Here is a 26,338-nt window from a genome sequence, read left to right on the forward strand (position 1 = left end):
CGGCGGGGAACTGCACGAGAGGCGCTCTCAATGGTCTAGCGGGAGACCATTGGTGTCAATGGATCAGGCCAGGAAGCCGCGCAGGAGGGTCGCCGTACCGGAGAGGTGCTCCTTCATCGCCTGCCGGGCAGCCGTCCCGTCGCCGGCCAGAATGGCGTCGACGATGGCTGCGTGCTGGTCGTTGGAGTGCTCGATATTGCGTTCCAGCAAAGGGATTGCGTCGAGCAGCTCGTTCAGCCGCATCCGTACGTCGGCGGTGGCCGACGTCAGTGAGGCCGAGCCGGTGACCTCGGCGATCGCCAGGTGCAACCGGGAGTCGAAGCGGCGGTAGTCGGTGAGTTTCGCGGCCGCGGTGTCGGCCAGGCACTTCCGCAGATGGTCTTCCTCGGCCTCGGTCAGCACCCGTACGGCGGCGGCTTCGGCGGCCCCGGTCTCCAGGGCGTCACGCAGGATCAGGGCGTCGTCGAGCCCGTCGCCCAGTTCGCGGGCGATTCGCAAGGCCTGGGTACGGCGGGGTTTCGGCAACTGCGCGTTCACGAACGTACCGCCGTACCGGCCGCGGCGGGATTCGACGTACCCGGCCTCGGTGAGGGCGTGGATCGCCTCCCGGAGCGTGACCCGGCTGACGTTCAGCCGGGTGGCGAGGTCCCGCTCGGACGGCAGCCGGTCGCCCGGCCGGACCACGCCCAGCTTGATTGCCTGCAGCAACCGTTCGACCGTTTCCTCGAACGGGTTCCCGGTCCGGACCGGCCGGAACACGGCATCGTCTGCAGGCGTGACCATGACGGCAGCCTAGAGCGGGGTCACGTAGGCGCCGGAGATCCCGCCGTCGACGAGGAACGTGTTGGCGGTGATGAACGAGGAGTCGTCGCTGGCCAGGAACGCGACCGCGGCCGCGATCTCGTCCGGCTCACCGAAGCGGCCCATCGGGACATGCACCAGCCGCCGCTGCGCCCGCTCCGGATCCTTCGCGAACAACTCGGTCAGCAGCGGCGTGTTCACCGGGCCCGGGCAGAGCGCGTTGACCCGGATGCCCTCGCGGGCGAACTCGACGCCGAGTTCCCGGCTCATCGCGAGGACGCCGCCCTTCGAGGCCGAGTACGAGATCTGCGAGGTCGCCGCACCCATCACCGCGACGAACGACGCGGTGTTGATGATGGATCCCTTGCCCTGGCGCTGCATGTACGGGATCGCCGCCTTGCAGCACAGGTAGACCGAGGTCAGGTTGACCTCCTGCACCCGGCGCCACGCCTCCAGCCCGGTGTCCAGGATCGAGTTGTCGTCGGGCGGCGAGATGCCCGCGTTGTTGAAGGCGATGTCGACACTGCCGTAGGTGTCGAAGGCCTGCCGGAACAGGTTCTCCACCGCGGCCTGGTCGGTGACGTCGGTGGCCACGAACAGCCCACCGACCTCGTCCGCGGCGACCTTCCCGGCCACCGGGTCGACGTCGCCGATCACGACCTTGGCACCTTCCGCCGCGAACCGGCGTACCGTCGCCAGACCGATCCCGCTCGCGCCGCCGGTCACCACCGCGACGCGCCCCTCGAGGCGGCTCGCCTTGACGTCAGTCATTCAGTCCTCCGTGCTGATGAAGATGTTCTTGGTTTCGGTGAACGCGGCCAGCGCGTCCGGACCGAGCTCGCGGCCGAGCCCGGACTGCTTGTAGCCGCCGAACGGTGTCGAGTACCGCACCGACGAGTGCGAGTTGACCGACAGGTTGCCGGCTTCGACGCCTCTGCTGACCCGGAGGGCGCGGCCGACATCACGGGTCCAGATCGAACCGGACAGGCCGTACTCGGAGTCGTTCGCCTGCTTCAACGCATCGGCCTCGTCGTCGAACGGGACCACACTGACGACCGGGCCGAAGATCTCGTCGGGCACGACGTGGCCGAGCACGGTCGGCGCGAACCAGTAGCCGGGGCCTTCCGGCGCGGTGCCTTGGAAGAGCGGATTCTCGACGTACGAAGTGACGCGGTCGTGCTGCTGCCGGGAGATGAGCGGGCCCATCTCGGTGGCCGGGTCGGCCGGGTCGCCGACCTTGAACGCCTTCACCGCCGGTTCCAGCAGCTCGAGGAAGCGGTCGTGAACCTTGCGTTCCACCAGGATTCGCGAGCGGGCACAGCAGTCCTGGCCGGCGTTGTCGAAGACGCCGTACGGCGCCTGGGCCGCGGCCTTCTCCAGATCCGCGTCGGCGAACACGATGTTGGCGGACTTGCCGCCCAGCTCGAGCGTCACCCGCTTCACCTGGTCCGCGCAGCCGGCCATGATCTGCTTACCGACCTTGGTCGACCCGGTGAAGACCACCTTCCGTACGGCGGGATGCGTCACGAACCGTTGCCCGACGACCGTGCCGGCGCCCGGGACGATCTGCAGGACGCCCGGCGGCAGGCCTGCTTCCAGCGCGAGTTCACCGAGGCGGATCGCGGTCAGCGGGGTGAGCTCGGCCGGTTTGAGGACGACAGTGTTGCCGGCGGCAAGGGCCGGGGCGAAACCCCAGCCTGCGATCGGCATCGGGAAGTTCCACGGGACGATCACGCCGACGACGCCGAGTGGTTCCTGGAAGGTGATATCGATGCCGCCGGCAACGGGAATCTGCTTGCCGAACAGGCGTTCCGGGGCGGCCGAGTAATAAGTGAGAACATCGCGGACGTTGCCGGCCTCCCAGCGGGCGTTGCCGATGGTGTGGCCGGCGTTCTCAACCTCCAGCGCGGCAAGGTGTTCGAGGTCGGCGTCGACCGCGTCGGCGAACCTCCTGAGGAGTCGCCCACGGTCGGCCGGGGTGACGTTGCGCCAGGTCTCGAAGGCCTTTGCTGCATTGGCGATCGCCACGTCGGTCTGTGCTTCGTCTGCCAGCTCGATCGTGCGGACGACCTTCTCCGTGGCCGGGTTGATCACGTCGTACGTCATGACTGGTGTCTCCTGGATGCGTCGATCAGCGCGGTGAACAAGCGCAGATCCTCGGGGTTCTCCTCCGGGTGCCACTGCACGCCGAGCGCGAAGTCGTGCCCGGCCACCTCGGCAGCCTCGACCGTCCCGTCGGCCGCCCGCGCGGTCACTGTCAGCGCGGGGGCGACGGCGTCCAGCGCCTGATGGTGGTAGCAGTGCACACTGCTTCGATCACCCAGGAGCCGTGCCGTCAGGCTGTCCGGTTCGACTTTGACCTCGGTCCGGCCGAAGACCGCGGGCGATGGCCGATGCTCGTCGCTCGTGATCAGGTCGGGCAGGTGCTGATGCAAGGTGCCACCGAGCGTCACGTTGAGCATCTGCAGTCCCCGGCAGACCGCCAGCAGCGGTAGGTCGCGGTCGAGAGCGGCGCGGATCAAGATCGCCTCGTGCTCATCCCGGCCCGGCCTGGTGTCAGCCGTTTCGGGGTGCGGCGCGGCGTCGTAGCTCGCCGGATCCACATCACATCCGCCGGCGATGATCAGCCCGTCGAGGACGTCGAGCACCGCCGGGTCGGTACCGACCGGCGGAAGCAGCAGCGGTACGCCACCCGCGGTGGCAACCGCGTCGAGGTAGACCCGCGGGAGCAGGGCAGCGTCGCGCTGCCACACACCCCAGACAGTTGGTTCCAGGTAGGTGGTGATCCCGATCCGCGGCCTGTCAGAGGCGCTCGAAGCCACGGATCCGCTCCCAGTCGGTGACAGCGGCGTCGTACGCTTCGAGCTCGACGCGGGCCGCGTTCGTGTAGTGGTCGACCATCTCGTCACCGAAGGCCTCGCGAGCGATCCGCGAACCGGTGAACAGCGCCGCGGCCTCTCGGAGCGTCGACGGCACGTGGTCCTTGTCGGACTCGTAGGCGTTGCCCTCGAAGAGCGGCTCGAGCTCCAGCTCGTTCTCGATCCCGTGCAGGCCGGCGGCGATGATCGCGGCCACGGCGAGGTACGGGTTCACGTCACCGCCGGGCAGGCGGTTCTCCACCCTGAGCGACTCCCCGTGCCCGACCACGCGCAACGAGCAGGTGCGGTTGTCGAGCCCCCACGCGACCGCGGTCGGCGCGAAGCTACCCTCGACGAATCGCTTGTAGGAGTTGATGTTCGGTGCCAGCAGATACGTGAACTCCGACAGGCAGGCGAGCTGGCCGGCGATGAAGCGCTCCATCACCTCGGAGAACCCGTGCTCCCGGTCCCCCGCCAGTACGGCGTCACCGTCGGTCGACCGGAAGCTCAGATGGATGTGACACGAGTTGCCCTCGCGCTCGTCGTACTTGGCCATGAACGTCAGGCTCTTGCCGTGCTGCGCGGCAATCTCCTTCGCCCCGGTCTTGTAGATCGAGTGGTTGTCACACGTCTTGAGGGCCTGGTCATACCGGAACGCGATCTCGTGCTGCCCGAGATTGCACTCCCCCTTCGCCGACTCGACGTACAGACCGGCCCCGGTCATCCCGTTCCGGATCGCGCGGAGCAGTGGCTCGACGCGCGACGTACCGAGCAGTGAGTAGTCGACGTTGTACTGGTTCCCCGGTGTCAGGCCCTGATAGCGCTTGTCCCACGCCGCCTCGAACGTGTCGTCGAAGACGATGAACTCCAGCTCCGTCCCGACATACGCCTCCATCCCCCGCGCCGCCAACCGCTCCAACTGCTTCCGCAACACCTGCCGCGGGGAGGCCACAACCGGCGTACCGTCCAGCCACTGCACATCACAAAGCACCATGGCCGTCCCCTCCAGCCACGGCACCAACCTGAGCGTGTCCAGATCCGGCGCCATCACCAGATCGCCGTACCCACTGGCCCACGACGACATCGCATACCCGTCAACAGTGTTCATGTCGACATCAACCGCCAGCAGGTAGTTACACCCCTCAGTCCCGTGCCGCAGCACCTCCTCCACGAAGTACCGCCCCCCACACCGCTTCCCCTGCAACCGCCCCTGCATATCGGTAATAGCCACCAGAACGGTGTCCACCTCACCGCTAGCCACCAGATCCCGAAGCTCCTGCACACCCAGCCGACCGCTCACAGCGCTCCTCACTCCAATGGTCTACCGACGATCCATTGAGTCAATCGTAGGGGCTGTTGTCAACGCCGCGGAGCAGGTTCTCGCCAACCAGCGAAGGCAAACCCTTGCTGTACGTCATGAGATGGGGACCGAGAGCGACTTTCCCTTGCTTTGGTATACCGGAATTCCTCATGGTTTCAGGACGCCGTTTTCGGCGGTACTCCGTGTTTCCCGCCCCACCGCCCTGTGAGGAGCACAACCGTGAGGATCTTTCCTTCCCACCGCCGGGCAGCCCGACTGGCTGCGGCCGGCGGTCTGACCGTCGCCCTGGTCGGCGCAAGCCTGGCCAATACCAGCTTTGCCGCGGCGCCCGGCGAGCAGAGCACCCCGCCGGACGCGACCGCGACGGCCGTCGCCGCGGCCGACAAGGCGGTCAACGCCCTCGGCCTGCGGAAGAGCTCGGCCGAGAAATTCGCCCGGCTCGGCGTCGTCGAGGGTGGCGACGCCACCACCCAGGACGTGTTCTACGTGAACTACGACAAGACCTACCAGGGGCTCCCGGTGGTCGGCGGCGACGCCGTCGTCTCGACCGATGCCGCCGGGAACGTTCTGTCCACGATGGTCGCCTCGAAGGTGCCCATCGCCGTCTCCATCACTCCGAAGCTGACCGCCGCCCGCGCCACCACCGCGGCCCGCGGCTCGTTCACCAGCGTCGCGGCCACCGGCAAGCCGGAGCTCGTCGTCCTGGTGGTCGACCAGCCCGAGCCGATCCTGGCCTGGCGCGTTCCGGTCTCCGGCAAGGCCAAGCACGCCGGCCACGACCACGGGACCGGCGACACCCAGGAGCTCGTGTACGTCGATGCCGCCACAGGTCGCGTCGCATACAACTCCGAGATGACGGCGTCCGGCACCGGAACCGGCATCTGGAACCGCACCGGTCTCTCCTTCGGCACCACCCTGTCCGGCGGCACCTACCGGATGACCGACCCGGCCCGGCCGGGCCTGTCGTGTATCGACTACAGCACGAACGCCGTGATGACCGACGCCGACGACGTCTGGGGGAGCGCCAGCCGCACCGACAAGGTCTCCGGCTGCGTCGACGTCATGTACGTCGCCAAGGGTGAGTGGGACCTGCTGAAGAACTGGTACGGCCGCAACGGCCTCAACGGCAGTGGCAGCTGGGCGGACGCCGAGGTCGGCCTGCCGGACATCAACGCGTTCTGGAACCACTCGGCCAACCCGGGCGGCGTGACGTTCGGCTACAACAACCAGAACCAGTGGATCACCGCGACGGACGTCGTCGCCCACGAGTACGGCCACGGCCTCGACGCCCAGACTCCGAGCGGCATCTCCGGCGGCCGCACCCAGGAGGCCGTCGCCGACATCTGGGGTGCGATCACCGAGGCCTACCTGAACAATCCGAACGACAAGCCCGACTACACCGTCGGCGAGCAGGTCAACCTGGTTGGCCAGGGGCCGATCCGGCACATGTACAAGCCGAACAACGTCTCCGGTCACCCGAACTGCTGGTCGACCAGCCTGCCGACGTCGGTGCACGCCGCGGCCGGCCCGATGAACCACTGGTTCTACCTGCTCGCCGAAGGCACCAACCCGACCAACGGCCAGCCGGTCAGCCCGACCTGTAACAGCACCACCCTGACCGGTATCGGCATCCAGGAAGCCGGCCGGATCTTCTACAACGCCATGCTGATGAAGACCAGCGGCATGACGTATGGCAAGTACCGCATCACCACCCTGCAGGCCGCCAAGAACCTGGACGCGACCTGTGCCAAGTTCAACAAGGTCAAGGCCGCCTGGGCCGCCGTCAGCCTCGGCGCCCAGCCTGGCGAACCGACCTGCTGAACCAGGCATTCGACCGCCGCCCACCCGGTTCCGCGGGGTGGGCGGCGTGGTGGTGCCGTGGCACTGGGGGGACAGGGAATCGGTTGGTGATCCGCGGAGTGGTGCGGAAAATCGGGGGATTCGGCCGCACCGCCCAGCGGCCCGGTTCTGGAGGACGCTTTATGCGCTCTTTCGTCACTCGTCCCCGCGCCCTAGCCGTGTTGTTGGCCGGTGGGGCGCTCGCTTTCAGTCCGCTTGGTGGTACGGCGACCGCGCAGCTGCCGGTCGATCAGACCGCTAACCCGTGTTTGACGCCGGCTGAGGGGCCGGCTGCTCGTGGTGGGTTCGGGAAGGACCACCGGGAGATGTCCGCGGCCGAGCAGAAGTCGATCGAGGCCAAGACCGCCGAGCTGCTGAAGGCCAAGCAGGCTCGTGGGTTGGCGCCGAAGGCCGGCAAGCTCGCGGCGGCCAATGTGCCGGTGTACATCCACGTGATGCGGTCGAGTAGTGGTGCCGGTGATGTCACGTCGACGCAGATCAACCAGCAGATGGCTGAGCTGAACCAGAACTTCGCCGGTGGTGAATCCAGCCAGGCCGCGAACACCGGGTTCACGTTCACGCTGGCCGGGACGTACCGGTACAACAACGACACGTGGCACCGGGACGGCGCGAGTACGACGTACCGGTCGCAGACCCGCAAGGGTGGCAAGAACGCGCTGAACATCTGGCTGGTCAACTTCTCGTACCTCGGGATCGCGACCTTCCCGTGGGACTACGCGTCGAACCCGAGCATCGACGGTATCCGCGTGCAGTACACCTCGCTGCCGGGTGGTTCGGCGACGAACTTCAACCTCGGCAAGACCGCGACCCACGAGGCCGGGCACTGGTTCGGGCTCTACCACACGTTCCAGGGTGGCTGCACGAGCACGAACGACGGGGTTGCCGACACCCCTGCTCAGGGCAGCGCATCGAGCGGATGCCCGACCGGGCGGAACTCCTGTTCCCTGCCGGGCGTGGACCCGATCCACAACTACATGGACTATTCGTACGACTCTTGCTACAACCAGTACACGCCGGGTCAGAGCACCCGGATCAGCAACATGTGGACGGCGTACCGGGCCTGACCGGAACACGCGGCACGAGATGACGGTTGCCCTTTTGGGCGTCTAGGCTGCCGCCGATGCGTTTGCTTCTGACGGCCTGCGCGACCACCGCACTGGTGGTCGCGCAGCCGCTGACAGCGACCGCCGCCGAGCAAGCACCGGTCGGCGGCGCGCTGATGACGACGAAGCCGACGGTGGTCGCCGCCGGTGCGACGCCGCCGGCCGTGCAGGCGTCGGCCTGGGTCGTCGCCGATATCGACACCGGCCAGGTGCTGGCCGCGAAGGCGCCGCACGCGAAGTTGCGGCCCGCGAGCACGCTCAAGGCGCTGACCGCGCTGGTACTGCTGCCACGACTGAAGAAGACCGATCAGGTGATCGGGACGGACGCCGACGCGAACATCGTCGGCAGCAAGGTCGGCATCTCCCCCGGGCTGCGCTATTCGGTCGACCTGCTCTTCGAGGGCATGTTCCTGGCCTCCGGGAACGACGCGGTGCACGCACTCTGCGAGCACGACGACGGCGGTACGGCGGGGACCATCCAGCGGATGAACGCCAAGGCCAAGGAGATCGGCGCCCTCGACACCACCGTCACGGACCCGACCGGGCTCGACGCGGACGGTCAGTACTCCAGCGCCTACGATCTCGCACTGTTCGCCCAGGCCGGCCTCAGGCGTCCGGACTTCGCGAAGTACGCGTCGACGAAGTTCACGAACTACCCGTTGACCACCAAGGGCACCTACCAGGTCGCGAACCAGAACAAACTGCTCTTCAAGTACGACGGCGCGCTCGGCGTCAAGACCGGTTACACCACGCTCGCCCGGAACACGTTCATCGGAGCAGCCCGGCGGAACGGTCACACCCTGGTCGTCACGATGATGAACGCCCCGCACGGCATCACCGAGGACGCGAGCACCCTGCTCAGCTGGACCTTCAAGAACTACGACAAGCTCAGCCCGGTCGGTTCCCTGGTCAAACCCGTCGCGCCCCCGAAGGAAGCCTCCGGCCCAGCCGACGGCCAGCCCCAGGCAGCCGGTCCGATCCCGCCCAGCCGCCGTACGCCGGACAAACAGATCCGCACGGTCAATTCCTTCTTCGTCAGCACGCCAGTCTGGTTCTGGGCCGCACCCCCAGTACTGCTCCTCGGTCTCTTCCTGAAGCGCCCCCGCCGACGCCGCCACTAACGGCGAGTGGAGCGCACGGCCTTCGCTAGTTGGACGGCGATGGTGGTGGCGGCCATGCCTAGTACGGCGCCGGCTGCGACCGCGACTGTGTCGGCCTTCTTCTGGGGGATGGGGACGACCTTGTAGCGCTTGCCGGGTGGGCCCAGGAGGAGCGGCTCTTCGACGGACATGCCGGCCGGGAGGGGTGCTTCGGCGATGCGGAGGCGGGCGGTGTCGTCGGTCTCGCGGGCGATCGCGTCGAGGCCGGCTTCCTTGGTCCAGGCGGCGATCAGCATGATGACGCGGGTCATCAGGTAGATCCAGACCAGCAAAGCCAGTGGCAGGGCCAAGGCGCCGTACGCCGCGTTGGAGCCCAGCACGTGTTTCACGTACACGTTGCCGAGCTTCTGAGCGAGGTAGAAGAGGATGCCACCCGCGAGAGCCGCGATCAGCATCACCTTGCGGGGCAGGATGATCCGCGGGAGCGCAGTCTGCAGGTAGAGGAAGAGGAGTGCGCCGGCCGCGATGCCGAGGACGACGCTGATTGCGTCGAGTCCCCAGTTCGCCAGCCAGGTGCCGTCGAGGTTGGCCGCGGCGACGATGCGCTCCGACAACCCGGTCAGGATCGACGACGCACCGGTGCCGACGGCACCGATCACGCCGAGGCCGATCAGGGCGCCGAGGTCGGCGAGCTTGAGCTGGATCGCGTTACCGGGCTGGTCGTCGAGCTCGTGCATCGAGCGGATCGAGGCCCGCAGCGAGTCGATCCAGCCGAGGCCGGTGAAGAGCAGCGAGATGCCGGAGATCAGCCCGATCGTGCCCGCGTTGGCGATCAGCGAGTCGATGTCGATCTTGTCGCCGATCCCGGGCAGGTTCGCCTTCAGCGCGTTCTTCAAGCTCTGCACGGCACCGTGGCCGAGCAGCGGGCCGGTGACGGCCGCGGCCAGCACGATCAGCGGGAACAACGACAGGAACCCGAAGAAACTCGTTGCCCCGGCCAACCGGTTGCCCCGGCGATCGCCGTACCGTTGCCACGCCCGCCAGATCTGGGTCCGCGCGAAGCGTCCCCAGACAGCCTTGATGTTCATGACGCTCCCGTACCCAATCTAATGCAGTCCCAGCGGAAGGAAGCTCAGCCTGTCAGGGGGAACGAGCGCTGCGGCCGCCACACGCCGTCCGAGCCGTGTTCGTAGCGATCGAAGGCCGCGACATCGAAGGCGCAGTCGTACTCCGACAACGTGTCGTACGCGCGGTCGAGCGCGTCCTTGTCCAAGTCGTGGGCCACCGTGACGTGCGGGTGGTACGGGAACCGGAGGTCCACTGCCAGCGGACCGGACCGGACCTGCGACTGCAGCACCTCACACGACGAGATGCCCTCGGCCAGTGGCACGAACACCACCGGCGAGATCGGCCGGAAGGTCGCCGTACCGCGGAGCCGGATCCGGAAGCTCGGGAACCGGGCGGCCACTTCGAGCAGGTGCTCGTCGATCGTGGCCAGGGCCGCGTCGTCGATCTCGGTCGGCGGCAGCAGCGTCACGTGGGTCGGGATCGAGGCGGCCATCGGATCGCCGAACTCGGCCCGGTACTTCTGCAGCTCCGAGCCGAACGGTTCCGCGATCGGGATCGCAACCCCGATCGTCGCCACTACTTGCCTGCCCCGGGGACGAAGCCGAGCCGGTCGTAGACCCGGGTCAGCGTCCGCTCGGTGACCGAGCGGGCCCGCTCGGCCCCGGCCGCCAGGATCGCGTCCAGCTGCGCCTTGTCGTCCAGGTAGCCCAGCGTCTTCTCGCGGAACGGGGTGACGAACTCGACCACGACCTCGGCCAGGTCCTTCTTGAAGTCGCCGTAGCCGCGGCCGGCGTACTCGTCCTCGAGCTCGCTGATCTTCTTGCCGGTCAGCGCCGAGTAGATGGTCAGCAGGTTGGCGACGCCGGCTTTGTTCTCCGGGTCGAAGATCACGTCCCGGCCGGAGTCGGTGACCGCGGAGCGGATCTTCTTCGCGCTCACCTTGGGGTCGTCGAGCAGGTCGATGATCCCGGCCGGCGAGGACGACGACTTGCTCATCTTCGCGGTCGGGTCCTGCAGGTCGGCGATCTTCGCGGTTTCCTTGACGATGTACGGCTCGGGCAGCCGGAAGGTCTTGCCGAAGCGGTGGTTGAAGCGGCCCGCGAGGTCGCGGGTCAGCTCCAGGTGCTGGCGCTGGTCCTCGCCGACCGGGACCCGGTCGGCCTGGTAGATCAGGATGTCCGCGGCCTGCAGGATCGGGTAGGTGAACAGGCCGACCGTGGCCCGCTCGGCCCCACCCTTGGCGGACTTGTCCTTGAACTGCGTCATCCGGCTGGCCTCACCGAACCCGGTGATACACCCCAGCACCCAGCCCAGCTGCGCGTGCTCGGGCACGTGCGACTGGACGAACAGCGTCGACCGCTCCGGATCGATCCCGGCCGCGAGCAGCTGGGCCACCGACCGCCGGGTCCGCTCCCGCAGCGCCTTCGGCTCGTACTCCACCGTGATCGCGTGCAGATCGACCACGCAGTAGAACGCCTCGTGGTCGTCCTGCAGCGCCACCCACTGCCGCACCGCCCCGAGGTAGTTGCCGAAGTGGAAGGAGTCCGCCGTCGGCTGGATCCCGGACAGCACCCGGGGGCGCCGCTCGGTTCCGGCTGCGGAGGGGTCAGACGCAGCAAGGGACATGCCCCCGATTCTGCCAGCGCCCCGGTCCTCGTTCACACCGGGTCACCCTCGGGGGTCATACAGTCCGCGTTATGACTTCACGCAGTGCCGTGGTTGTCCCCGGCGGCCAGAACGGCCCGGCCGCACCGCTCCCCCTGTACGCCGCGGATGCTGCCGAGCACCGCGGTGCGCGGATCCACCGGATCTGGTGGGACGAGCCCGACCGCCCGTTGACGCTCACCGAGGCGGAGCGCGGTCCGTGGGTTCTCCCCCAGGTCGAACGGGCTTTGGCGGCCGCCGAGGGCGAGACCCTGCTCATCGGCCGATCGCTGGGAAGCTACGCCAGCCCGCTGGTCGCCGACCGGGAACTCCCGGCGGTGTGGCTCAGCCCGGTCCTGACCGATCCGTGGGTACTGGACGGGCTACGACGGTCGACCGCGCCGTTCCTGGTGGTCGGCGGTACGGCGGACTCCTTGTGGGACTCCGCCGTCGCGCACGAGCTCACGCCGTACGTGCTGGAGGTGCCGGAGGCCAGCCACGGGATGTACGTCCCGGGCCGGCTCGCGGCGTCGGCCGCCGTACTGGGGCAGGTGGCGACGGCCGTGGAGGATTTCCTGGACCAGGTGGTCTGGCCCTGACCGTCAGGCGTTGGTGGCCGGGTTGCCGTCGACTGCGGCGGAGAGCTTGGGGACCAGCTTCTCGAGGACGATCGGGAGGCTGAGGACCGAGACGAAGCTGGTGGCGCCGTACAGCTCGTCGTCGTAGTTCTCCTCGATGAAGATGTCGCGGGCCTCGGTGCGCACCTTGAGGTTCTTGATCAGCGGGTCGGCCTTCAGCTTGGCGGTACCGTCCTTGGACGGGAACCAGACCAGGGCCTGCTGGTCGAGCAGGGAGATGTTCTCGGCGCTGATGTTGGCACCGAACTTGTCACCGACCAGCTTGTCCATCGCCGGCGGCAGCACGAAGCCGAGCTCGGTGAGCACCTTCGAACGCGGGTCCTGCGGTCCGTAGACGAAGTAGCCCTCGTACGGCGACGCCATCAGACCGGTCTTGCCCTTGAACTCGGGGTGCGCGGCGCGCGCCTCCTCGAACTGCTTCTCGACGCCCTTGACGAGTTCCTCGGCCGCCTTCGGCTTGCCGACGGCCTGCCCGACGGTCTTGGTGACGGTCTGCCAGGTGACGCTGTAGTCCGCGCTGCCGTCGGCCGGCTGGGCCACGGTCGGGGCGATCGCTTCGAGCTTCTTGTAGTCGGCAGCCGTGATGCTGGAGTACAGGCCGATGATCAGGTCCGGCGCGAGCGCGGCGATCTTCTCGAACTGGATGCCGTCCTTGTCGGTCAGCACGGTCGGGACCGCCCCGCTGCCGAGCTTCGCCTTCGCCCACGGGAACAGCGCACCCGGCTTCTCGCCGAACCACTCCGTGGTCCCGACCGGGACGACGCCGAGCGCGAGCAGCGCGTCCTGCTCGACCAGGCCGACGGCGACGACGCGCTTCGGCGTCTCCTTGATCACGGCGTCGCCGTACTTGTTCTTGATCGTGACGGGGTACGCCCCCGCTTCCGCCCCACCCTGCGACTGGCTGCCGGCCGCCGCGGGTTCCTTGGTTTCGGCACCACAGGCGGTCAGGGCCAGCACGGGGACGACGAGCAGCACGAGCGGGCGCAGCAAGTTGCGCATCGGGACCTCACAGGGAGTGAATCGTTTAGGTTGCCCTAACCTAACCTATTCACGCTCGGTGATATTTGGTGACTGCCTTGTCCTTCTTCAGCTCGTCGGCCGCCACCTGGATCTTCCCGCTCCAGTCCGACACCGGTACGCCGCCGGCCAGGAACTCGCCGGTCGCCGCGGCCGCGGCCGTGGCGAAGGCCGGGTACCAGCTGTCGAAGTACCACGTGATGGCCTGATCCCCGGCGGCACCGAGCAGATCGCGGGCGGAGCGCAACGCCGTACCGATCTCCAGCCCGTCGGCCGCACCACGCACGATCGTGAGCTGGTTGGCCTCCGTGGTCACCTGCGCGGCGACATCCCGCGACAGCGCGGCGCGCAGGTATTCCAGCCCACCGGCCTTGTTCTTCGCCTTCTCGGCCACCAGGTACGGCGCGGTCGCGGCGACGTGGAGCCCGCGCGGCAAGGCCGGTGAGCCGTCCAGCGGCGGTACGGCGAACATGGTCAGCGCGAAGTTGGCCGGGATCGAGGCCTTCATCTCGTTCTCGAGCCAGTTCCCGCACGGCAGCATCCCGGCTTTACTGGCCAGGAAGCGTTTCTGGGCCGTGATGTGGTCGTACTTCGCACTGCCCGGAGCGAGCAGCCCGCGTTTCACCAACTCGCCCACCGCGGAGATCGCCCGGATCATGCTGGAGTCGCGCCAGGCGCCGTCCTCCAGGTTGTCGATCCGCTTCACCACGTCGTGCCCACCGGCCTTCGCGGCCAGCGTGAGCACCAGCTCCAGCACGTAGTACGGATGCTTTCCCGGGTACACGAACGCCCCGAGCCCGGCACCCTTCATTTCGGTGCCTAGGGCAAGTAACTGCGGCCAGGTCCGGGGCACGTCCCAACCACGCCGCTGGAACAACGCCGCCGAATACCAGAGCCCGTACACGTTGGCGACATAGTTGATGGTCCGCTGCGTCCCGTCGTACTGCCCGGACTCCAGCATCCCCGGCAGGATCGCGTCCGCGACCTTCGCCTTCTCGTTGTCCCACGCCGGCGCATCCAGCACACCCCGCAGATCCGCAAGCTGCCCCTGCGCAACCAGCCTCGGTAACTCCAGCGGCTTGGCACCGGCATTCAGTACGACGTCCGGCGGCCCACCGGCCTGGAACCGCGTCAGCACCTTGTCCCGCAACAACGGATCCACCACCGAGGTCACCGTCGCCGCCGGATACTTCTTCCGGTACGCCGCCGCCGCGAACCCGCCGTACTCGGCGCCGGTCACCACGTCGAGTGGCAACGTCGCCGGATCAACAGTAGGAGCGCTCTCCGGCGTACCCGTCGAGCATCCGCTCAGTACGGCGCCGGCGAGCGCTCCTTGCAGAACTGTCCGCCGTTTCAGCATCCAGGAAGGCTACTTCACGCCGCCCTGGGTGACCGATACCTGCAGTTGACGCTGGAAGATGATGTAGACCACCAGCACCGGCGCCACCGTGATGACCACGGCCGCGAACAGCGCGCCGAAGTCCACCGCGTACCCGGCTTGGGACGCGAACGACGCCATCCCCTGCGACAGCACGTAGTTGTTCGAGTCGGTGTTCAGCGCGACCGGGAGCAGGAACTGGTTCCACAACCCGAGGAAGTTGAAGATGGCGACCGAGGCCATCCCCGGCCGGGCCATCGGCAGCATCACCGAGAAGAACGTCCGCCACTCACCGGCGCCGTCGATCTGCGCCGCCTCGTAGATCTCACCCGGCAGCGCCTTGAAGAAGCTGTGCAGGAAGAAGACGGTGAACGGCAGCGCGAACGCGACGTACGTGATGATCAACCCTGGCAGGGTGTTCAGCAGCGAGAGGTTCTTCAGCACGAAGAACAGCGGCACGATCGCCAGGAAGACCGGGAAGGTCAGACCGGCGAGCATCGAGTAGTAGATCAGCCGGTTGCCGGGGAACGTGAACCTGGCCAGCACGTAGGCGCACATGGCGCCCAGGACCATCACCAGCACCAGAGCGGTACCGACGACGACCACTGTGTTGACGAAGTAGCGGCCGATCCCGGCCGTCGTCCAGGCGTTGGCGTAGTTCTCGAAGTGCAGCTTGCCCGGCAGCGACAGCGGGTTGCCGAGGACCTCCTGCGTCGACTTGAACGAGGAGAGCAGCGTCCACAGCAGCGGCAGGATGACCAGCAGCGACCACAGGATCAGCGCGAAGTGCGCGGTCGCCGCGACTCCACGACCTTCCTTCGCCCGCTGCGGGACCCGGGCCACCAGGCTCGGCCGCTCGGCGGTGGTTGTCGTCATCGGGCTACCTTCGCTTTCCGCTGGTCAGCTCCGCCGGTCAGCCGGTTCACCGTGAAGACGATCAGCGCGAACAGCATCGTCACGGCGGCGAGCACTACACCCATCGCCGTCGAGTAGCCGAACTGTCCCTTGCTGAACGCCGTGGTGAACAACTGCTGCGGCATGACCAGGGTCGAGTTCTGCGGCCCACCGCCGGGGTTCAGCGCCTGCATGTAGACGAAGGCGTCGAGGGCGGCGATACCGAGATAGATGTAGGCCGTCTGTACGTTGTCGCGGATCAGCGGCACGGTCAGCGAGATCGCTGTCCGGAACCGGCCCGCACCGTCGATCCGGGCCGCCTCGAACACCTCGGGGTCGATCCCCCGGATGGCGGCGATGAACAGCACCATGTAGAAACCGACGGCGCCCCAGATCATCACGAACATCGAGGCCGGCATCGCGGTTCGCGCGTCACCCAGCCAGGCGAAGTTCTCGAAGCCGTGCAGCCCGACCTGGTTCAGCACCGCGTCCAGGATGCCGGAGGTCGGTGTGAACACCTGCGCCCAGATCAGACCGATCACGATCGCGGGGATCACGTACGGGAAGAACGAGATGATCCGGTAGAAGCCCGCATTGCGCAGCCCGCGGACCGTGCCGGTCCCCGAGCCACCGATCGTGACCAGGGTCGCCAGGGTCAGCGACAGCACGATCGTGACGATCGGTACGACGATCGCCAGCAGCACGTTGTTGCGGACAGCCTTCAGGAAGATGTCGTCGTGGAACAGCTTCACGTAGTTGTCGAAGCCGACGAAGTTCATTCCCGAGCTGAACCCGGACCAGTCGGTCAGCGAGTACCACAGCGCCTGCGCGAACGGCGAGACCACGAAGATCACGAACACCGCCAGCGGCAGGCCGAGGAACACGACCATGAAGCTGATCCGGTCGAAAGTCAACGGCCGGCGACGCCGGGGGACGGACCGCTTCGGTCCGCCTCCCGGCACGGCCTCTTGCGTCACGGTCACTTGGTGACCGGGATCTTCTTGACGGAGCTGTCGTTGCGCACCTTGTCGGTGATCTGCTGCAGACCCTTGGTCAGGCCCGCGGCATCCAGCTGACCGGACAGGAACGAGTTCCAGACCACCAGCTGGTCGGTGTTCATGCCGTACAGGCCGAAGACCTGGTAGTCGAAGATGTTGGTGCCGGCGGCATCCAGCATCGCGGTCTGCGACTGCAGCGCGGTCGAACCGAAACCGTCAGCGGGCACCAGGCCCTTGACGATCGTCGGCGCCAGCCGCGTCTTGGCGAAGTTGGTGGCCGCTTCCTTGGACAGCATCGCCCGGAGCAGTTCCTTGCCGCCGGCAAGGTTCTTGCCCTTGGCCGGGACGATGAACGGCTCACCGGCCGCGCTGCGCAGCGACTCGTACGGCAGCTTCGGGCTGTCCGACAGCACCGGCTCCGGGACACCCTTCATGTTGAAGCCGGCCTTGGTGGCCTTCTTCATCTCGTTCTCGATCCACGAGCCCGACGGGTAGAGCAGGGCCTGCTGGTCGTTGCTCCACTTCGCCTGGGCGGCGGTGAACTGGGTACCGGCGCCACCGGGCACGAAGTACCCGTTCTTGACCATGGTCTCCAGGGCCTTGAAGATGCCCTGGAACTGCGGCATCGACCAGACGCCCTCCTTGAGGTTCTCCAGCCCCAGCCGGACCTCGTCGCCACCCTCCTTGATGGCGCCGTCGACGGCCATCGTGTGGTAGTAGGTGGCGGCTTCCTTGCCCCAGACGAACAGGTACTTGCCCTTGGCCTTCGCCTTGGCGCCGAGCTCGAGCAGACCGTCGTAGGTCTTCGGCGGCTCCCAGCCGTTCTCCTTGAACAGGCTGTCGGAGTACCACAGGCCGTAGAGGGTCAGCACGTAGTTCATCGCGACGAACTTGCCGTCGAACGTGCCCGGGATCTTGGCACCCGGGTACAGGGTGTCGGCGATCTTCTGGCCCTCGTAGTTGTTGGCCTCGAAGACGTCGTCCAGCGGTGCCAGCTGGTCCAGGATCGTGTTGAAGCCGATCTGGTTCGCGCCGGAGTTGTCGATCAGGTCCGGCGGGTTGCCACCGACGAAACGCGGCTGCAGCTGCTGGGCGATCTGGGTGGACGGCGAGACCTTGAACGTCGAGCCGGCGTGCTTCTTCTGCGCGATGTCCGCCGCGAACGTCACGTAGTCGTACCCGTAGCCACCGTTGAAGATGATGGCCTCGACGGTGGCCTTGTCCGCCATACCGAACGGGTTGTCCGCGGACTTCGTGCCGCCACCGGTGTTGGAACCGTTGTCGTTGCTGCCACTGCCGGCGCAGGCCGCCAGCAGCGTGCTGCCGCCGGTGGCCAGCAGCGTGCCGACCGCCGCGCGCTGCAGGAACAGCCGCCGCGACAGGGGGTTGGGAGTGGTCATGGGTCCCGCCTTCCGAGAGGTGTTTCAGGCAGTACGCCGGATCCGGCCGGCGTACTGTGCTTCGAGGGCGCTGTTGTGCTCGTCGCCGCCCGGGATGTTGGCCGACAGGTAGACCGGAGGGGTCTCACCTGCCTCGGTGAGCCGGCGCAGAGTTTCTGCGACCAGCATTTGCGCGATCAGCGCAGCCGTGATGGACGACACGGCACAGACCTTGCCACCCCCGGGCAGGTCCAGCACGGAGTCGCCGTACGGCGCATGGTTGTCGAGGACGACATCCGCGAAATCGATGAGTTTCTTGCCGGACGGGTGGCGGGAATCCACCCCGGCGGTGTGCTGCAGCGAGGTGATCGCGATCAGCGGGTGGCCGTGTTCCTTGGCCACGCCGGCGAGCTCGACGATCGAGCCGTTCACCCCGGAGTTGGACGCGATCACGAACAGGTCGCCCTCGCGCGCGGCCGACAGTTCGTAGAGCTTGCGGCTGTACGACGGGTCGCGCTCCAGCTCGGCGCTGCGCAGCAACTCGGCCGGCTCGCCGCCGAGCAGGACGAGGTCCCGCAGCGCGATCCGGTTGGTGGCGATGAGTCCGCCGGCGCGGCCCGCGATCTCCATCGCGAGTGCCTCGGAGTGACCGGAGCCGAAGGCCTGGATGACGCCGTTCGCGCGCAGCGAGGTGACGAACAGCTCGGCCGCCTGCTGGATCGGCCCGTCGATCTGCTCGGTCACGGCGGCGAGGATCGGCGTCAGCGCGTGAACAAAACTCTGCGCGCTCACTGCGGTGTTCTCCCCCGGTCCGCCCTGGTCACTGCTGGCCATCGTCGGCCCCACCCCTCAACAATCTGTTCATCGCGACACTCTCGATGCCGACAAGTGCGCAAGTTTGCGCTTTGCTGGACAGAACTTTTCTCAAGTGGCAGCTAAAGTCAAGGCTCATCTCGCTACGACCCCCAGATCGGGACCGTTGTGTGACCTTGTCCATGAATGTTCATTAAGGCCTCTTTCGAGCAGTTTGGAGCATTGCGTATGTCGGTAGAACGCCCGCTGCCGGAACCTGCGGACTCAGTGGTCTTGATGCCAGCTTCGACGCTGGTCCTGGGTGGTGACCTCGGGGGCACCTCGACCCGGATCGTGATCGCAGACTCTGAGGGCAACGTAGTCGGCCGAGGGGCCGCTGCCGGCGGAAACCCCACCAGCCACCCGACGACGGCCGCGGCCAACTTCGGACAGGCACTTCACACCGCGCTGACCGGGCTCGACCCGGCCCGCGTCGAGGCCGCCGTGATCGGGGCGGCGGGCGGCTCGGCCCTCGCCGTACCGGAGGTGAAGGCGCAGTTCGACGCGGCCTGGTCCGGTGCCGGGCTGGCCACCGAGGCCCAGTTCATCGGCGATCTGGAGGTTGCTTTCGCATCCGGTACGCCGGAACCGGACGGACACGTGCTGATTTCGGGCACGGGGAGCAATGCCGGGCTGGTCCAGGACCACCGGCTGGTCCGGACCGCGGGCGGGCACGGCTGGCTGCTCGGCGACGAGGGATCCGGCTTCTGGCTCGGCCGTGAAGCCGTTCGCAGCGTGCTGCTCGCATTCGATCTGGAGGAGCCGCTCGGGCTGCTCGGCGAGTCGGTGCTGCAGGAATTGCTGCCCGGCCACGATTCGGCGATCTTCGCGCAGCGTGACGGGTACGAAATCGTGCGTAACGACGTGATTCGGACGGTGAACAACCGCCCACCGGTGCTGCTGGCCGAGTTGGCCCGCACGGTCGTCGCGACGTACGAGCAAGGCGACAAGACCGCCCACGCCCTGGTGAAACGCGCAGCCGACCTGCTCATTGAGACGGTCGGCCGGATCAGGACAACGAAGGACACGACCCCGTTGATCCTCGCGGGCAGTGTCGCCGGTGAACAATCTCCGGTCGGACGCCTGCTCCGGGAGGCCTTTCACGAGCAGTTCTCCGGAGAGATCCTCACTGCCCATGACGGAGTCAGCGGCGCCACCTGGCTCGCCCTCGGAGTCCTCGACCCGGCCCTCGCGAACGAGGCGAACCACACCCGTTTGGTCAGTTAGGGACGACCTGTCGAGCCGAAAGGGTCGGCTTCGACGTATCGCTCACCTAGGGAGCTTCCTCTTCTTAATGTGAGTGACATGTTCGAGACCGACCTGCGGCTGACGGACGGGCGCGCGCTGCACGTGTACGACAGCGCGCCCTGTGACGACGGCCGGCTCGCCGTCGTCACGCTGGGCGTCCCGACCGATGGGCTGTACGAGGCCGGCGAATGGCTCGGGATCCGCTGGATCTCCTGCACCCTCCCGTCCACCACCGCCGCCGATCTCGCCGCGGTCGTCGACGCGGCCGGCGTCAACGGCTTCGCCCTGATGGGTCACGCCGAAGGCGGCGCCCTAGCCCTCCGCACCGCCGCCCTCCTAGGCGACCGTGTCGAGGCCGTAGTCACCTTCGCCAGCACCCTCCCCGCCGAGTTCGTCCTCACCGCCGTAGACGCCCCCGTCCTCCTCACCCACGGCCTGGACGACCGCATCTCCCCGCCCACCAACAGCCGCTGGCTAGCCACCCGCCTCCCCCTGGCCACCCTCGACCTCCACCCCCACCTGGATCACGCCACAATCCGCACCCGCTCCGAACCTGCCCTCGAGTGGATCCGAGACCACACCGGCTAACCCACCACCCACGTCCTTCCCAGCACATTCCAAGCAATGGCTTGACATCGGGGCCGCGCTGATTCATATTCCAAGCATGTCTTTGGAGAAGCGGACCCGGTTGCTGGATGATCCGCTGGCGATTCGGGCGATGGCGCACCCGGTGCGGCTGGATCTGCAGAATCTGCTGGGGCGGGAAGGGCCGATGACGGCGGCTGATGCGGCGCGGCGGTTGGGGATCAGCCAGGCGCTGGCCTCGCATCACTTGAGGCAGTTGGCGAAGTACGACTTCGTGGAGCCGGCGCCGGGGAAGGACAACCGGGAGCGGCCGTGGCGGTTGGTGTCGACTTCGCAGTCGTGGCGGGATGCGGTACGAACTCCCGAGGGCGCGGCGGCGGCCGACGTACTGGAGCAATTGCTGGCTGAGCGGGCGTTGGAGTCACTGGCTGAGTGGCAGCAGCAACGCAAGGACGAAGAGCCGATCTGGCGCGACAACGCCGGAATCGGCCGTAGCGGTATCTACCTGACCGGTGACGAACTGGCCGAGCTTGTCCAGCAGGTCGAGAACCTCATCGGGCGGTACGTCGAGGAGCGCCCGATCGACGATGAATCGACCCGCCCGGTCGGTAGCCGGTACGTCTCCATCACCCAGATCGTCACCGTGCACCCCGAGGAGCCGGAATGAAGGAGCTGTGGGGCGTCCTTGCACGGCAGCGCGACTACCGGTTGGTGCTCAGCGCCGGCCTGATCTCTCTCACCGGCGACTGGCTGCTCCGCACCGGCCTCGCCTTCCAGGTCTACGTGATGACCGGTTCGACCCTGGCCTCCGGTGGTCTGCTGCTGGCATCGTTCGCCCCGACCGTCTTGCTCGGCTCACTCGCCGGAGTCTTCGTCGACCGCTGGGATCAGCGCAGGACGATGATCGTGGCCAACCTGCTGAACGCGGCGGTTCTCCTTCCCCTGCTCGCGGTTCGCGGCACCGGAACGATCTGGATCGTGTACGGCGTCGTGCTCGCTCAAGCGTGTTTGCAGCAGTTCTTCCAGCCGGCCGAGCAGTCGTTGATCCCGGTTCTCGTGGACTCCAAACAACTCGTCACCGCGAATGCGTTGAACAGTCAGATCCGCGACCTCTCCCGGCTGATCGGCGCCGCGATCGGCGGCGTCCTCACCGCGGCCGGCGGCCTTACCCTGCTGGCGATCGTCGATGCGGCCACGTTCCTGCTCGCGGTCGCGCTGCTCTCCGCCGTACGGCATCGGACCGAGCGGATCCGCGAGGTCGCCGAGGCCGCCGGTGGCGCGATCCGGCGGCTGAAGGAGGAGTGGACCGAAGGACTGAAGCTGTGCGTCAGGGGCTCGGGGATGCGGCTGCTGTTCGTGTTCTGCCTGGTGACCGGGCTCGGCGAAGGGGTGATGAGCACGCTGTTCGCGCCGTTCGTCTCCACCGAACTCGGCGGTGACGGCAAGGCCTACGGCCTGATCGTGTCGTCGCAGGCGATCGGCGGGATCATCGGCGGTCTAGTCGCCGCGGCCGTCGGCTCACGGTTGCCCGCGGCAACCATGTGGGGTGTCGGAGCACTGACGTTCGGCCTGGTCGACCTCACCCTGTTCTGCTATCCGCTCTTCTCCGACAGCCTGATCCCGGCCTTCGTCTGCATGATCGTCGTCGGCCTGCCCGGCGCCTTCGCGGTCGCCGGCATGATGACCACCCTGCAACGCCTGACCACCGACGGCACCCGCGGCCGCATCTTCGGCGCCATCATGGCCGCCGAAGGCGTGACCGTCCTGCTCGGTATCGCCGCCGCCGGCCTGCTCGGCGAGGTGGTCGGCATCATCCCGCTCCTGGTCTTCCAGGGTCTCGGGTACGTCGTCGGTGGCGCCGTGATCCTTATTCGCCGACGGGTGCTGGAGCCTCGTCCGGAACCGGCTGCTCCCCTGCCGGCCTGACCCGATGCACGCGGACCCGGGCGACCCGGCGGCCGTCCATCTCGGTGACGGTCAGCGTGTGGTGGTCGACCTGCGCCTCCTCACCGACCGCGGGCACCTTGCCGAGCTGGGCGGCGAGGAACCCACCGACCGTCTCGTACGGGCCGTCGGGCAGCTCGAGACCGGTCTCGTCGGCGAAGTCGTCCAGGTTCAGTAGACCGTCGACCTCCATGTCGCCGCTGCGGAACCGCGTCGTCTCGGTGGACTCCTCGTCGTACTCGTCCTTGATATCGCCGATCAGCTCCTCGACGAGGTCCTCGAGCGTGACGATCCCCGCCGTCCCGCCGTACTCGTCGAGGACGATCGCGAGGTGGGTGCTGCGGCGGCGCATCTCGGTCAGCGTCGGCAGCAGCTTCGCGGTGTCCGGCAGCATCAGCACCTCGCGGGCCAGGTCGCCGACCCGGACCGAGCGCGACGCCACCGCGGGATCGAACAGGTCCCGCACATGCACGAACCCGACGATGTCGTCGGCCGAACCGTTCATCACCGGGTACCGCGAGTGCGGCCGGTCGGAGGCGAACTTCACCGCCTTGTACGCCGGCATCTCCGCGTCCACGAAGTCGACCTCGGTCCGGGGCAGCATCAGCTCCCGCAGTTGCCGGCTGCCGGCCTCGAACACGTCGTCGACGATCCGTCGCTCCTCCTCACCGAGCGACTCGTGCGCCGAGATCACGTCGCGCAGCTCCTCGTCGGACATCACCTCGCGGTTCGCGTTCGGGTCGCCGCCGAGGGCACGGACCACGAGGTCGGTGGACTTCGAGAGCAGCCAGATCACCGGGCGGGCACCGGAGGCGATCCGGTCCACCAGCGGGGCCAGGCCGAGCGCGAACGTCTCGGCGCGCTGCAGCGCGAGCCGCTTGGCCGCGAGCTCACCGATCACGATCGAGACGTAGGAGATCAGCACCGTGATCAGGACCAGCGCGACCGTCGCGGCCACGCCCTCGGGCAGACCGAGGTCCTGCAGGTGCGGCGCGAGGGCGTCGGCCAGCGTCGCGCCACCGAAGGCGGCGGACAGGAAGCCCATCAGGGTCACGCCGATCTGCACGGCGGAGAGGAACCGGTTCGGGTTGGCGGCCACCCGGGCCACCGTCTCGCCCCGCTTACCGCGGTGGGCGAGCGCCTTCACCTGCGACTCGCGCAGGGAGACCAGCGCCATCTCGGCGGCGGCGAACACCCCGCCGATCAGCACGAAAACCAGGATCAGGACGATATTGAGAACTGTTTCGTTCATGGCTGGGGAGTCCTAAAGCCCTCTCGTCGTACGGCGAGAGGGCGGGCGTTGGGCGTGGTCGTCCATCTGCTCAGCGTACCGGTGGCAGGTTCCCCGATGCATGTTCGAGTTTGTTGGTTTACGATGGTTAGCGTGAAGACACCCCGTGGTGCGCGCCGGACGGACACCCACCTGTCCGACGGCCGAGAGCTGATCTACTACGACCCGGCCGACCTGCCGGCCCGGGTTCCGCTCGAGGACACCCGTGGCCTGCCCGCCCCGCAGCCCCAGGTCGATCTGCGGACCGACCCGCTGACCGGTGACGTGATCACCTACGCGACGCACCGCAACACCCGGACCTACCTGCCGCCGGCCGACCAGTGCCCGCTCTGCGCCAGCAAGCCGGGCAACCCGACCGAGATCCCGGACCACGACTACAACGTGGCCGTGTTCGAGAACCGGTTCCCGTCGTTCGCCGGTCCCGGCCGGACCGAGGTGCTCTGCTTCACCAGCGACCACAACAGCTCGTTCACCCAGCTCTCCCAGGGCCAGGCGCGGCTGGTCGTGGACGCCTGGGCCGACCGGAACGCCGACCTGAGCGCCCGCGACGACATCGAGTACGTCTTCCCGTTCGAGAACCGTGGCCGCGAGATCGGCGTCACGCTCAGCCACCCGCACGGCCAGATCTACGGCTACCCGTTCCTCCCGCCGCGGATCCGGACCCTGATGGCGCGCGCCCGCGAGCACCAGGAAGTTGCCGGCAGCAACCTGTTCGCCGACGTCCTGGCCGCCGAGCGCAAGGAAGGCACCCGCGTCGTCGCCGAGAACGGCAACTGGACGGCGTTCGTCCCCGAGGCCGCCCGCTGGCCGGTCGAGGTGCACCTGTACCCGCACCGCCAGGTGGCCGGCATCGACGACCTCTCGATCGGTGAGCGCGACGACTTCGCCCAGCTCTACCTCGACGTCCTGAACCGCTTCGACAGCCTGTACGGCGATCCGCTGCCCTACATCGCCGCCTGGCACCAGGCCCCGGTCCGGATCGACCGCGAGCTCGGCTACCTTCACCTGGAAGTGCTGTCCATCCGGCGGGCAGCCGACAAGATCAAGTACCTGGCCGGTTCGGAATCCGGGATGGGCGCGTTCATCAGCGACACCCGCCCGGAGGACGTGGCCGAGACCCTGCGGAAGGTGGACGGCTCGTGAGCTTTCAGGAGATCTTCGGTACGGCGCCCGCCGGCAGCTGGCGTGCTCCCGGACGGGTCAACCTGATCGGCGAACACACCGACTACAACGACGGCGTCGTACTGCCGATCGCCCTGCCGGTCGAGGTCGTGGTGCATGCCTCGCCGCGAACCGACGGCCGGATCGCGGTGTCATCCGTGGGGCACGACGCGGTCATCGAGTTCGCCATTGACGAGCTGGCACCGCACTCGGTCGACGACTGGGCGGCGTACCCGGCCGGCGCGGCCTGGATCCTGCGCGAGTCGGGCTACCCGATCGGCGGCGCGAACCTGCTCTTCGACTCCGACGTCCCGACCGGCGCAGGTCTGTCGTCGTCGGCGGCACTGCTGTGTGCCACGTTTGTTGCTCTGCTGGGCCTGGCCGACATCGAGGTCGAGCCGGCCGAGGTGGCGCGGCTCGCACAGCGCGCCGAGAACCAGTACGTCGGTGCGCCGGTCGGCCTGATGGACCAGACCGCCTCGATGTGCTGCACGGCCGGGCACGCGCTGGCCTTCGACATCCGCTCCGGCTCGCTGGACCAGATCCCGTTCGATCCTGCAGCTGACGGTCTCACGCTGCTTGTGGTCGATGTGAAGGCGCCGCATCGGCACGCCGATGGTGAGTACGCCGCACGCCGGCAGAGCTGCGAGAACGCGGCGGCGGCACTCGGCGTACCGGCTTTGCGTTCGATTTCTGTTGACGAGTTGGATGCTGCGCTGGCAAAGCTCGATGACGAGGTCGACCGGCGCCGGGTGCGGCACGTGGTCACCGAGATCAAGCGGACCGAGGACGCGATCGCGCTGATGAAGGCCGGACGGCTGCGCGACGTCGGACCGCTGTTCACCGCATCGCATGCGTCCCTGCGCGACGACTTCGAGATCACCGTTCCGGAGCTCGACGTCGCGGTCGACACCGCACTGGCCGCAGGTGCGGTCGGGGCCCGGATGACCGGTGGTGGTTTCGGCGGTTGCATCATCGCGCTGACCGCCACCGACGACGCCGACGCCGTACTGGCCGCCATCGAGAAAGCCTTTGCAGAGAAGGGTTTCACAGCCCCGAGTGCACTCGCTGCAACACCCTCGAACGGTGCGTCACGAATCAACTGATTGACCTCTTGCCCCTTGGTGCAGACCTGTGTGGTGAGGACTGGGCAGCCCTCGACTCCCGGCGTATTTTCCCGTTAAGGGGAAAAGACAAC

25 protein-coding genes are annotated in these 26,338 nt (G+C 67.6%); 10 read left to right on the forward strand and 15 right to left on the reverse strand.

Features of this window, described 5'->3' with window-relative positions:
* Positions 1–63 precede the first annotated feature (63 nt).
* Genes ACFCV3_RS36165 through ACFCV3_RS36185 form a run of 5 tightly spaced genes read right to left on the reverse strand, consistent with a single transcriptional unit; the run spans position 64 to position 4,959 of the window.
* Positions 64–783, reverse strand: coding sequence for a FadR/GntR family transcriptional regulator (locus ACFCV3_RS36165; RefSeq protein ID WP_376038193.1), 720 nt, complete (start codon positions 781–783; stop codon positions 64–66).
* 9 nt (positions 784–792) lie between these two features.
* A complete protein-coding gene (locus ACFCV3_RS36170; protein ID WP_376038194.1) occupies positions 793–1,572 on the reverse strand; it encodes a 3-oxoacyl-ACP reductase in 780 nt (259 codons plus the stop codon).
* Positions 1,573–2,907: an aldehyde dehydrogenase family protein gene (locus tag ACFCV3_RS36175; RefSeq protein ID WP_376038196.1), complete on the reverse strand. Its 1,335-nt coding sequence runs from the start codon at positions 2,905–2,907 to the stop codon at positions 1,573–1,575.
* A complete protein-coding gene (locus ACFCV3_RS36180; protein WP_376038198.1) occupies positions 2,904–3,623 on the reverse strand; it encodes a gamma-glutamyl-gamma-aminobutyrate hydrolase family protein in 720 nt (239 codons plus the stop codon). Before ACFCV3_RS36180 ends, ACFCV3_RS36175 begins: the two co-directional genes overlap by 4 nt.
* A complete protein-coding gene (locus ACFCV3_RS36185; RefSeq protein WP_376038200.1) occupies positions 3,604–4,959 on the reverse strand; it encodes a glutamine synthetase family protein in 1,356 nt (451 codons plus the stop codon). Before ACFCV3_RS36185 ends, ACFCV3_RS36180 begins: the two co-directional genes overlap by 20 nt.
* A gap of 240 nt (positions 4,960–5,199) precedes the next feature.
* Here ACFCV3_RS36185 and ACFCV3_RS36190 point away from each other — a divergent pair, with 240 nt between their 5' ends.
* The 3 genes from ACFCV3_RS36190 to ACFCV3_RS36200 all read left to right on the forward strand — a co-directional run bounded on the left by ACFCV3_RS36190 (position 5,200) and on the right by ACFCV3_RS36200 (position 9,064).
* Positions 5,200–6,801 (forward strand): M4 family metallopeptidase, encoded by a 1,602-nt coding sequence (locus ACFCV3_RS36190; protein ID WP_376038202.1) that lies wholly within the window; start codon positions 5,200–5,202, stop codon positions 6,799–6,801.
* Between the two features lie 161 nt (positions 6,802–6,962).
* On the forward strand, positions 6,963–7,904 hold the full coding sequence (locus ACFCV3_RS36195; RefSeq protein WP_376038203.1) for a zinc metalloprotease: 942 nt from the start codon (positions 6,963–6,965) through the stop codon (positions 7,902–7,904).
* 56 nt (positions 7,905–7,960) lie between these two features.
* Entirely contained in the window at positions 7,961–9,064 is a 1,104-nt protein-coding gene (locus ACFCV3_RS36200) for a D-alanyl-D-alanine carboxypeptidase family protein (RefSeq protein ID WP_376038205.1), read from the forward strand.
* Here ACFCV3_RS36200 and ACFCV3_RS36205 read toward each other — a convergent pair.
* Genes ACFCV3_RS36205 through trpS form a run of 3 tightly spaced genes read right to left on the reverse strand, consistent with a single transcriptional unit; the run spans position 9,061 to position 11,737 of the window.
* Complete coding sequence (locus ACFCV3_RS36205; protein WP_376038207.1) at positions 9,061–10,131, reverse strand: YihY/virulence factor BrkB family protein; 1,071 nt, start codon at positions 10,129–10,131, stop codon at positions 9,061–9,063. The two genes, ACFCV3_RS36200 and ACFCV3_RS36205, sit on opposite strands and share 4 nt — an antisense overlap.
* Positions 10,132–10,175: 44 nt before the next feature.
* On the reverse strand, positions 10,176–10,688 hold the full coding sequence (locus ACFCV3_RS36210; protein ID WP_376038209.1) for a 2'-5' RNA ligase family protein: 513 nt from the start codon (positions 10,686–10,688) through the stop codon (positions 10,176–10,178).
* The gene (gene trpS, locus ACFCV3_RS36215) at positions 10,688–11,737 is read right to left on the reverse strand and encodes a tryptophan--tRNA ligase (RefSeq protein WP_376038211.1); all 1,050 of its coding nucleotides are present in this window, start codon (positions 11,735–11,737) and stop codon (positions 10,688–10,690) included. The genes ACFCV3_RS36210 and trpS overlap by 1 nt, the downstream gene beginning before the upstream one ends.
* Before the next feature lie 71 nt (positions 11,738–11,808).
* On the opposite strand from trpS, the gene ACFCV3_RS36220 reads away from it, so the two are divergent.
* Positions 11,809–12,354, forward strand: a complete 546-nt coding sequence (locus ACFCV3_RS36220; RefSeq protein ID WP_376038212.1) for an alpha/beta hydrolase — start codon at positions 11,809–11,811, stop codon at positions 12,352–12,354.
* 3 nt (positions 12,355–12,357) lie between these two features.
* Here the strand turns inward: ACFCV3_RS36220 and ACFCV3_RS36225 are convergent, their stop codons facing one another.
* Genes ACFCV3_RS36225 through ACFCV3_RS36250 form a run of 6 tightly spaced genes read right to left on the reverse strand, consistent with a single transcriptional unit; the run spans position 12,358 to position 18,893 of the window.
* Positions 12,358–13,392 (reverse strand): iron-siderophore ABC transporter substrate-binding protein, encoded by a 1,035-nt coding sequence (locus ACFCV3_RS36225; protein ID WP_376038214.1) that lies wholly within the window; start codon positions 13,390–13,392, stop codon positions 12,358–12,360.
* A gap of 49 nt (positions 13,393–13,441) precedes the next feature.
* Positions 13,442–14,770 carry an N-acetylglucosamine/diacetylchitobiose ABC transporter substrate-binding protein gene (gene ngcE / locus ACFCV3_RS36230; RefSeq protein WP_376038216.1) on the reverse strand — a complete coding sequence of 443 codons (1,329 nt, stop codon included), beginning with the start codon at positions 14,768–14,770 and terminating at the stop codon, positions 13,442–13,444.
* Between the two features lie 9 nt (positions 14,771–14,779).
* On the reverse strand, positions 14,780–15,664 hold the full coding sequence (locus ACFCV3_RS36235) for a carbohydrate ABC transporter permease (protein ID WP_376038218.1): 885 nt from the start codon (positions 15,662–15,664) through the stop codon (positions 14,780–14,782).
* Positions 15,661–16,665: a carbohydrate ABC transporter permease gene (locus ACFCV3_RS36240; protein ID WP_376038220.1), complete on the reverse strand. Its 1,005-nt coding sequence runs from the start codon at positions 16,663–16,665 to the stop codon at positions 15,661–15,663. Before ACFCV3_RS36240 ends, ACFCV3_RS36235 begins: the two co-directional genes overlap by 4 nt.
* Positions 16,662–18,080: an N-acetylglucosamine/diacetylchitobiose ABC transporter substrate-binding protein gene (gene ngcE, locus ACFCV3_RS36245; RefSeq protein ID WP_376038223.1), complete on the reverse strand. Its 1,419-nt coding sequence runs from the start codon at positions 18,078–18,080 to the stop codon at positions 16,662–16,664. Before ngcE (ACFCV3_RS36245) ends, ACFCV3_RS36240 begins: the two co-directional genes overlap by 4 nt.
* A 24-nt stretch (positions 18,081–18,104) precedes the next feature.
* Complete coding sequence (locus ACFCV3_RS36250) at positions 18,105–18,893, reverse strand: sugar isomerase domain-containing protein (RefSeq protein ID WP_376038225.1); 789 nt, start codon at positions 18,891–18,893, stop codon at positions 18,105–18,107.
* Positions 18,894–19,148: 255 nt separating this feature from the next.
* On the opposite strand from ACFCV3_RS36250, the gene ACFCV3_RS36255 reads away from it, so the two are divergent.
* From ACFCV3_RS36255 to ACFCV3_RS36270, 4 genes are all read left to right on the forward strand, one after another.
* Positions 19,149–20,138, forward strand: coding sequence for an N-acetylglucosamine kinase (locus ACFCV3_RS36255; RefSeq protein ID WP_376038227.1), 990 nt, complete (start codon positions 19,149–19,151; stop codon positions 20,136–20,138).
* 78 nt (positions 20,139–20,216) lie between these two features.
* Positions 20,217–20,747, forward strand: a complete 531-nt coding sequence (locus ACFCV3_RS36260; RefSeq protein ID WP_376038230.1) for a hypothetical protein — start codon at positions 20,217–20,219, stop codon at positions 20,745–20,747.
* Between the two features lie 76 nt (positions 20,748–20,823).
* Positions 20,824–21,411: an ArsR/SmtB family transcription factor gene (locus ACFCV3_RS36265; RefSeq protein ID WP_376038232.1), complete on the forward strand. Its 588-nt coding sequence runs from the start codon at positions 20,824–20,826 to the stop codon at positions 21,409–21,411.
* Complete coding sequence (locus ACFCV3_RS36270; RefSeq protein WP_376038234.1) at positions 21,408–22,670, forward strand: MFS transporter; 1,263 nt, start codon at positions 21,408–21,410, stop codon at positions 22,668–22,670. Before ACFCV3_RS36265 ends, ACFCV3_RS36270 begins: the two co-directional genes overlap by 4 nt.
* Here ACFCV3_RS36270 and ACFCV3_RS36275 read toward each other — a convergent pair.
* Entirely contained in the window at positions 22,612–23,940 is a 1,329-nt protein-coding gene (locus tag ACFCV3_RS36275) for a hemolysin family protein (RefSeq protein ID WP_376038235.1), read from the reverse strand. The genes ACFCV3_RS36270 and ACFCV3_RS36275 overlap by 59 nt on opposite strands.
* A 132-nt stretch (positions 23,941–24,072) precedes the next feature.
* Here ACFCV3_RS36275 and galT point away from each other — a divergent pair, with 132 nt between their 5' ends.
* The gene (gene galT / locus ACFCV3_RS36280) at positions 24,073–25,122 is read left to right on the forward strand and encodes a galactose-1-phosphate uridylyltransferase (RefSeq protein ID WP_376038237.1); all 1,050 of its coding nucleotides are present in this window, start codon (positions 24,073–24,075) and stop codon (positions 25,120–25,122) included.
* A complete protein-coding gene (gene galK, locus ACFCV3_RS36285) occupies positions 25,119–26,246 on the forward strand; it encodes a galactokinase (RefSeq protein ID WP_376038239.1) in 1,128 nt (375 codons plus the stop codon). The genes galT and galK overlap by 4 nt, the downstream gene beginning before the upstream one ends.
* Positions 26,247–26,338: the final 92 nt, after the last annotated feature.

Origin of the sequence: Kribbella sp. NPDC056345, assembly GCF_042262745.1 — a bacterium.
In the GTDB taxonomy this organism is placed as follows: domain Bacteria; phylum Actinomycetota; class Actinomycetes; order Propionibacteriales; family Kribbellaceae; genus Kribbella.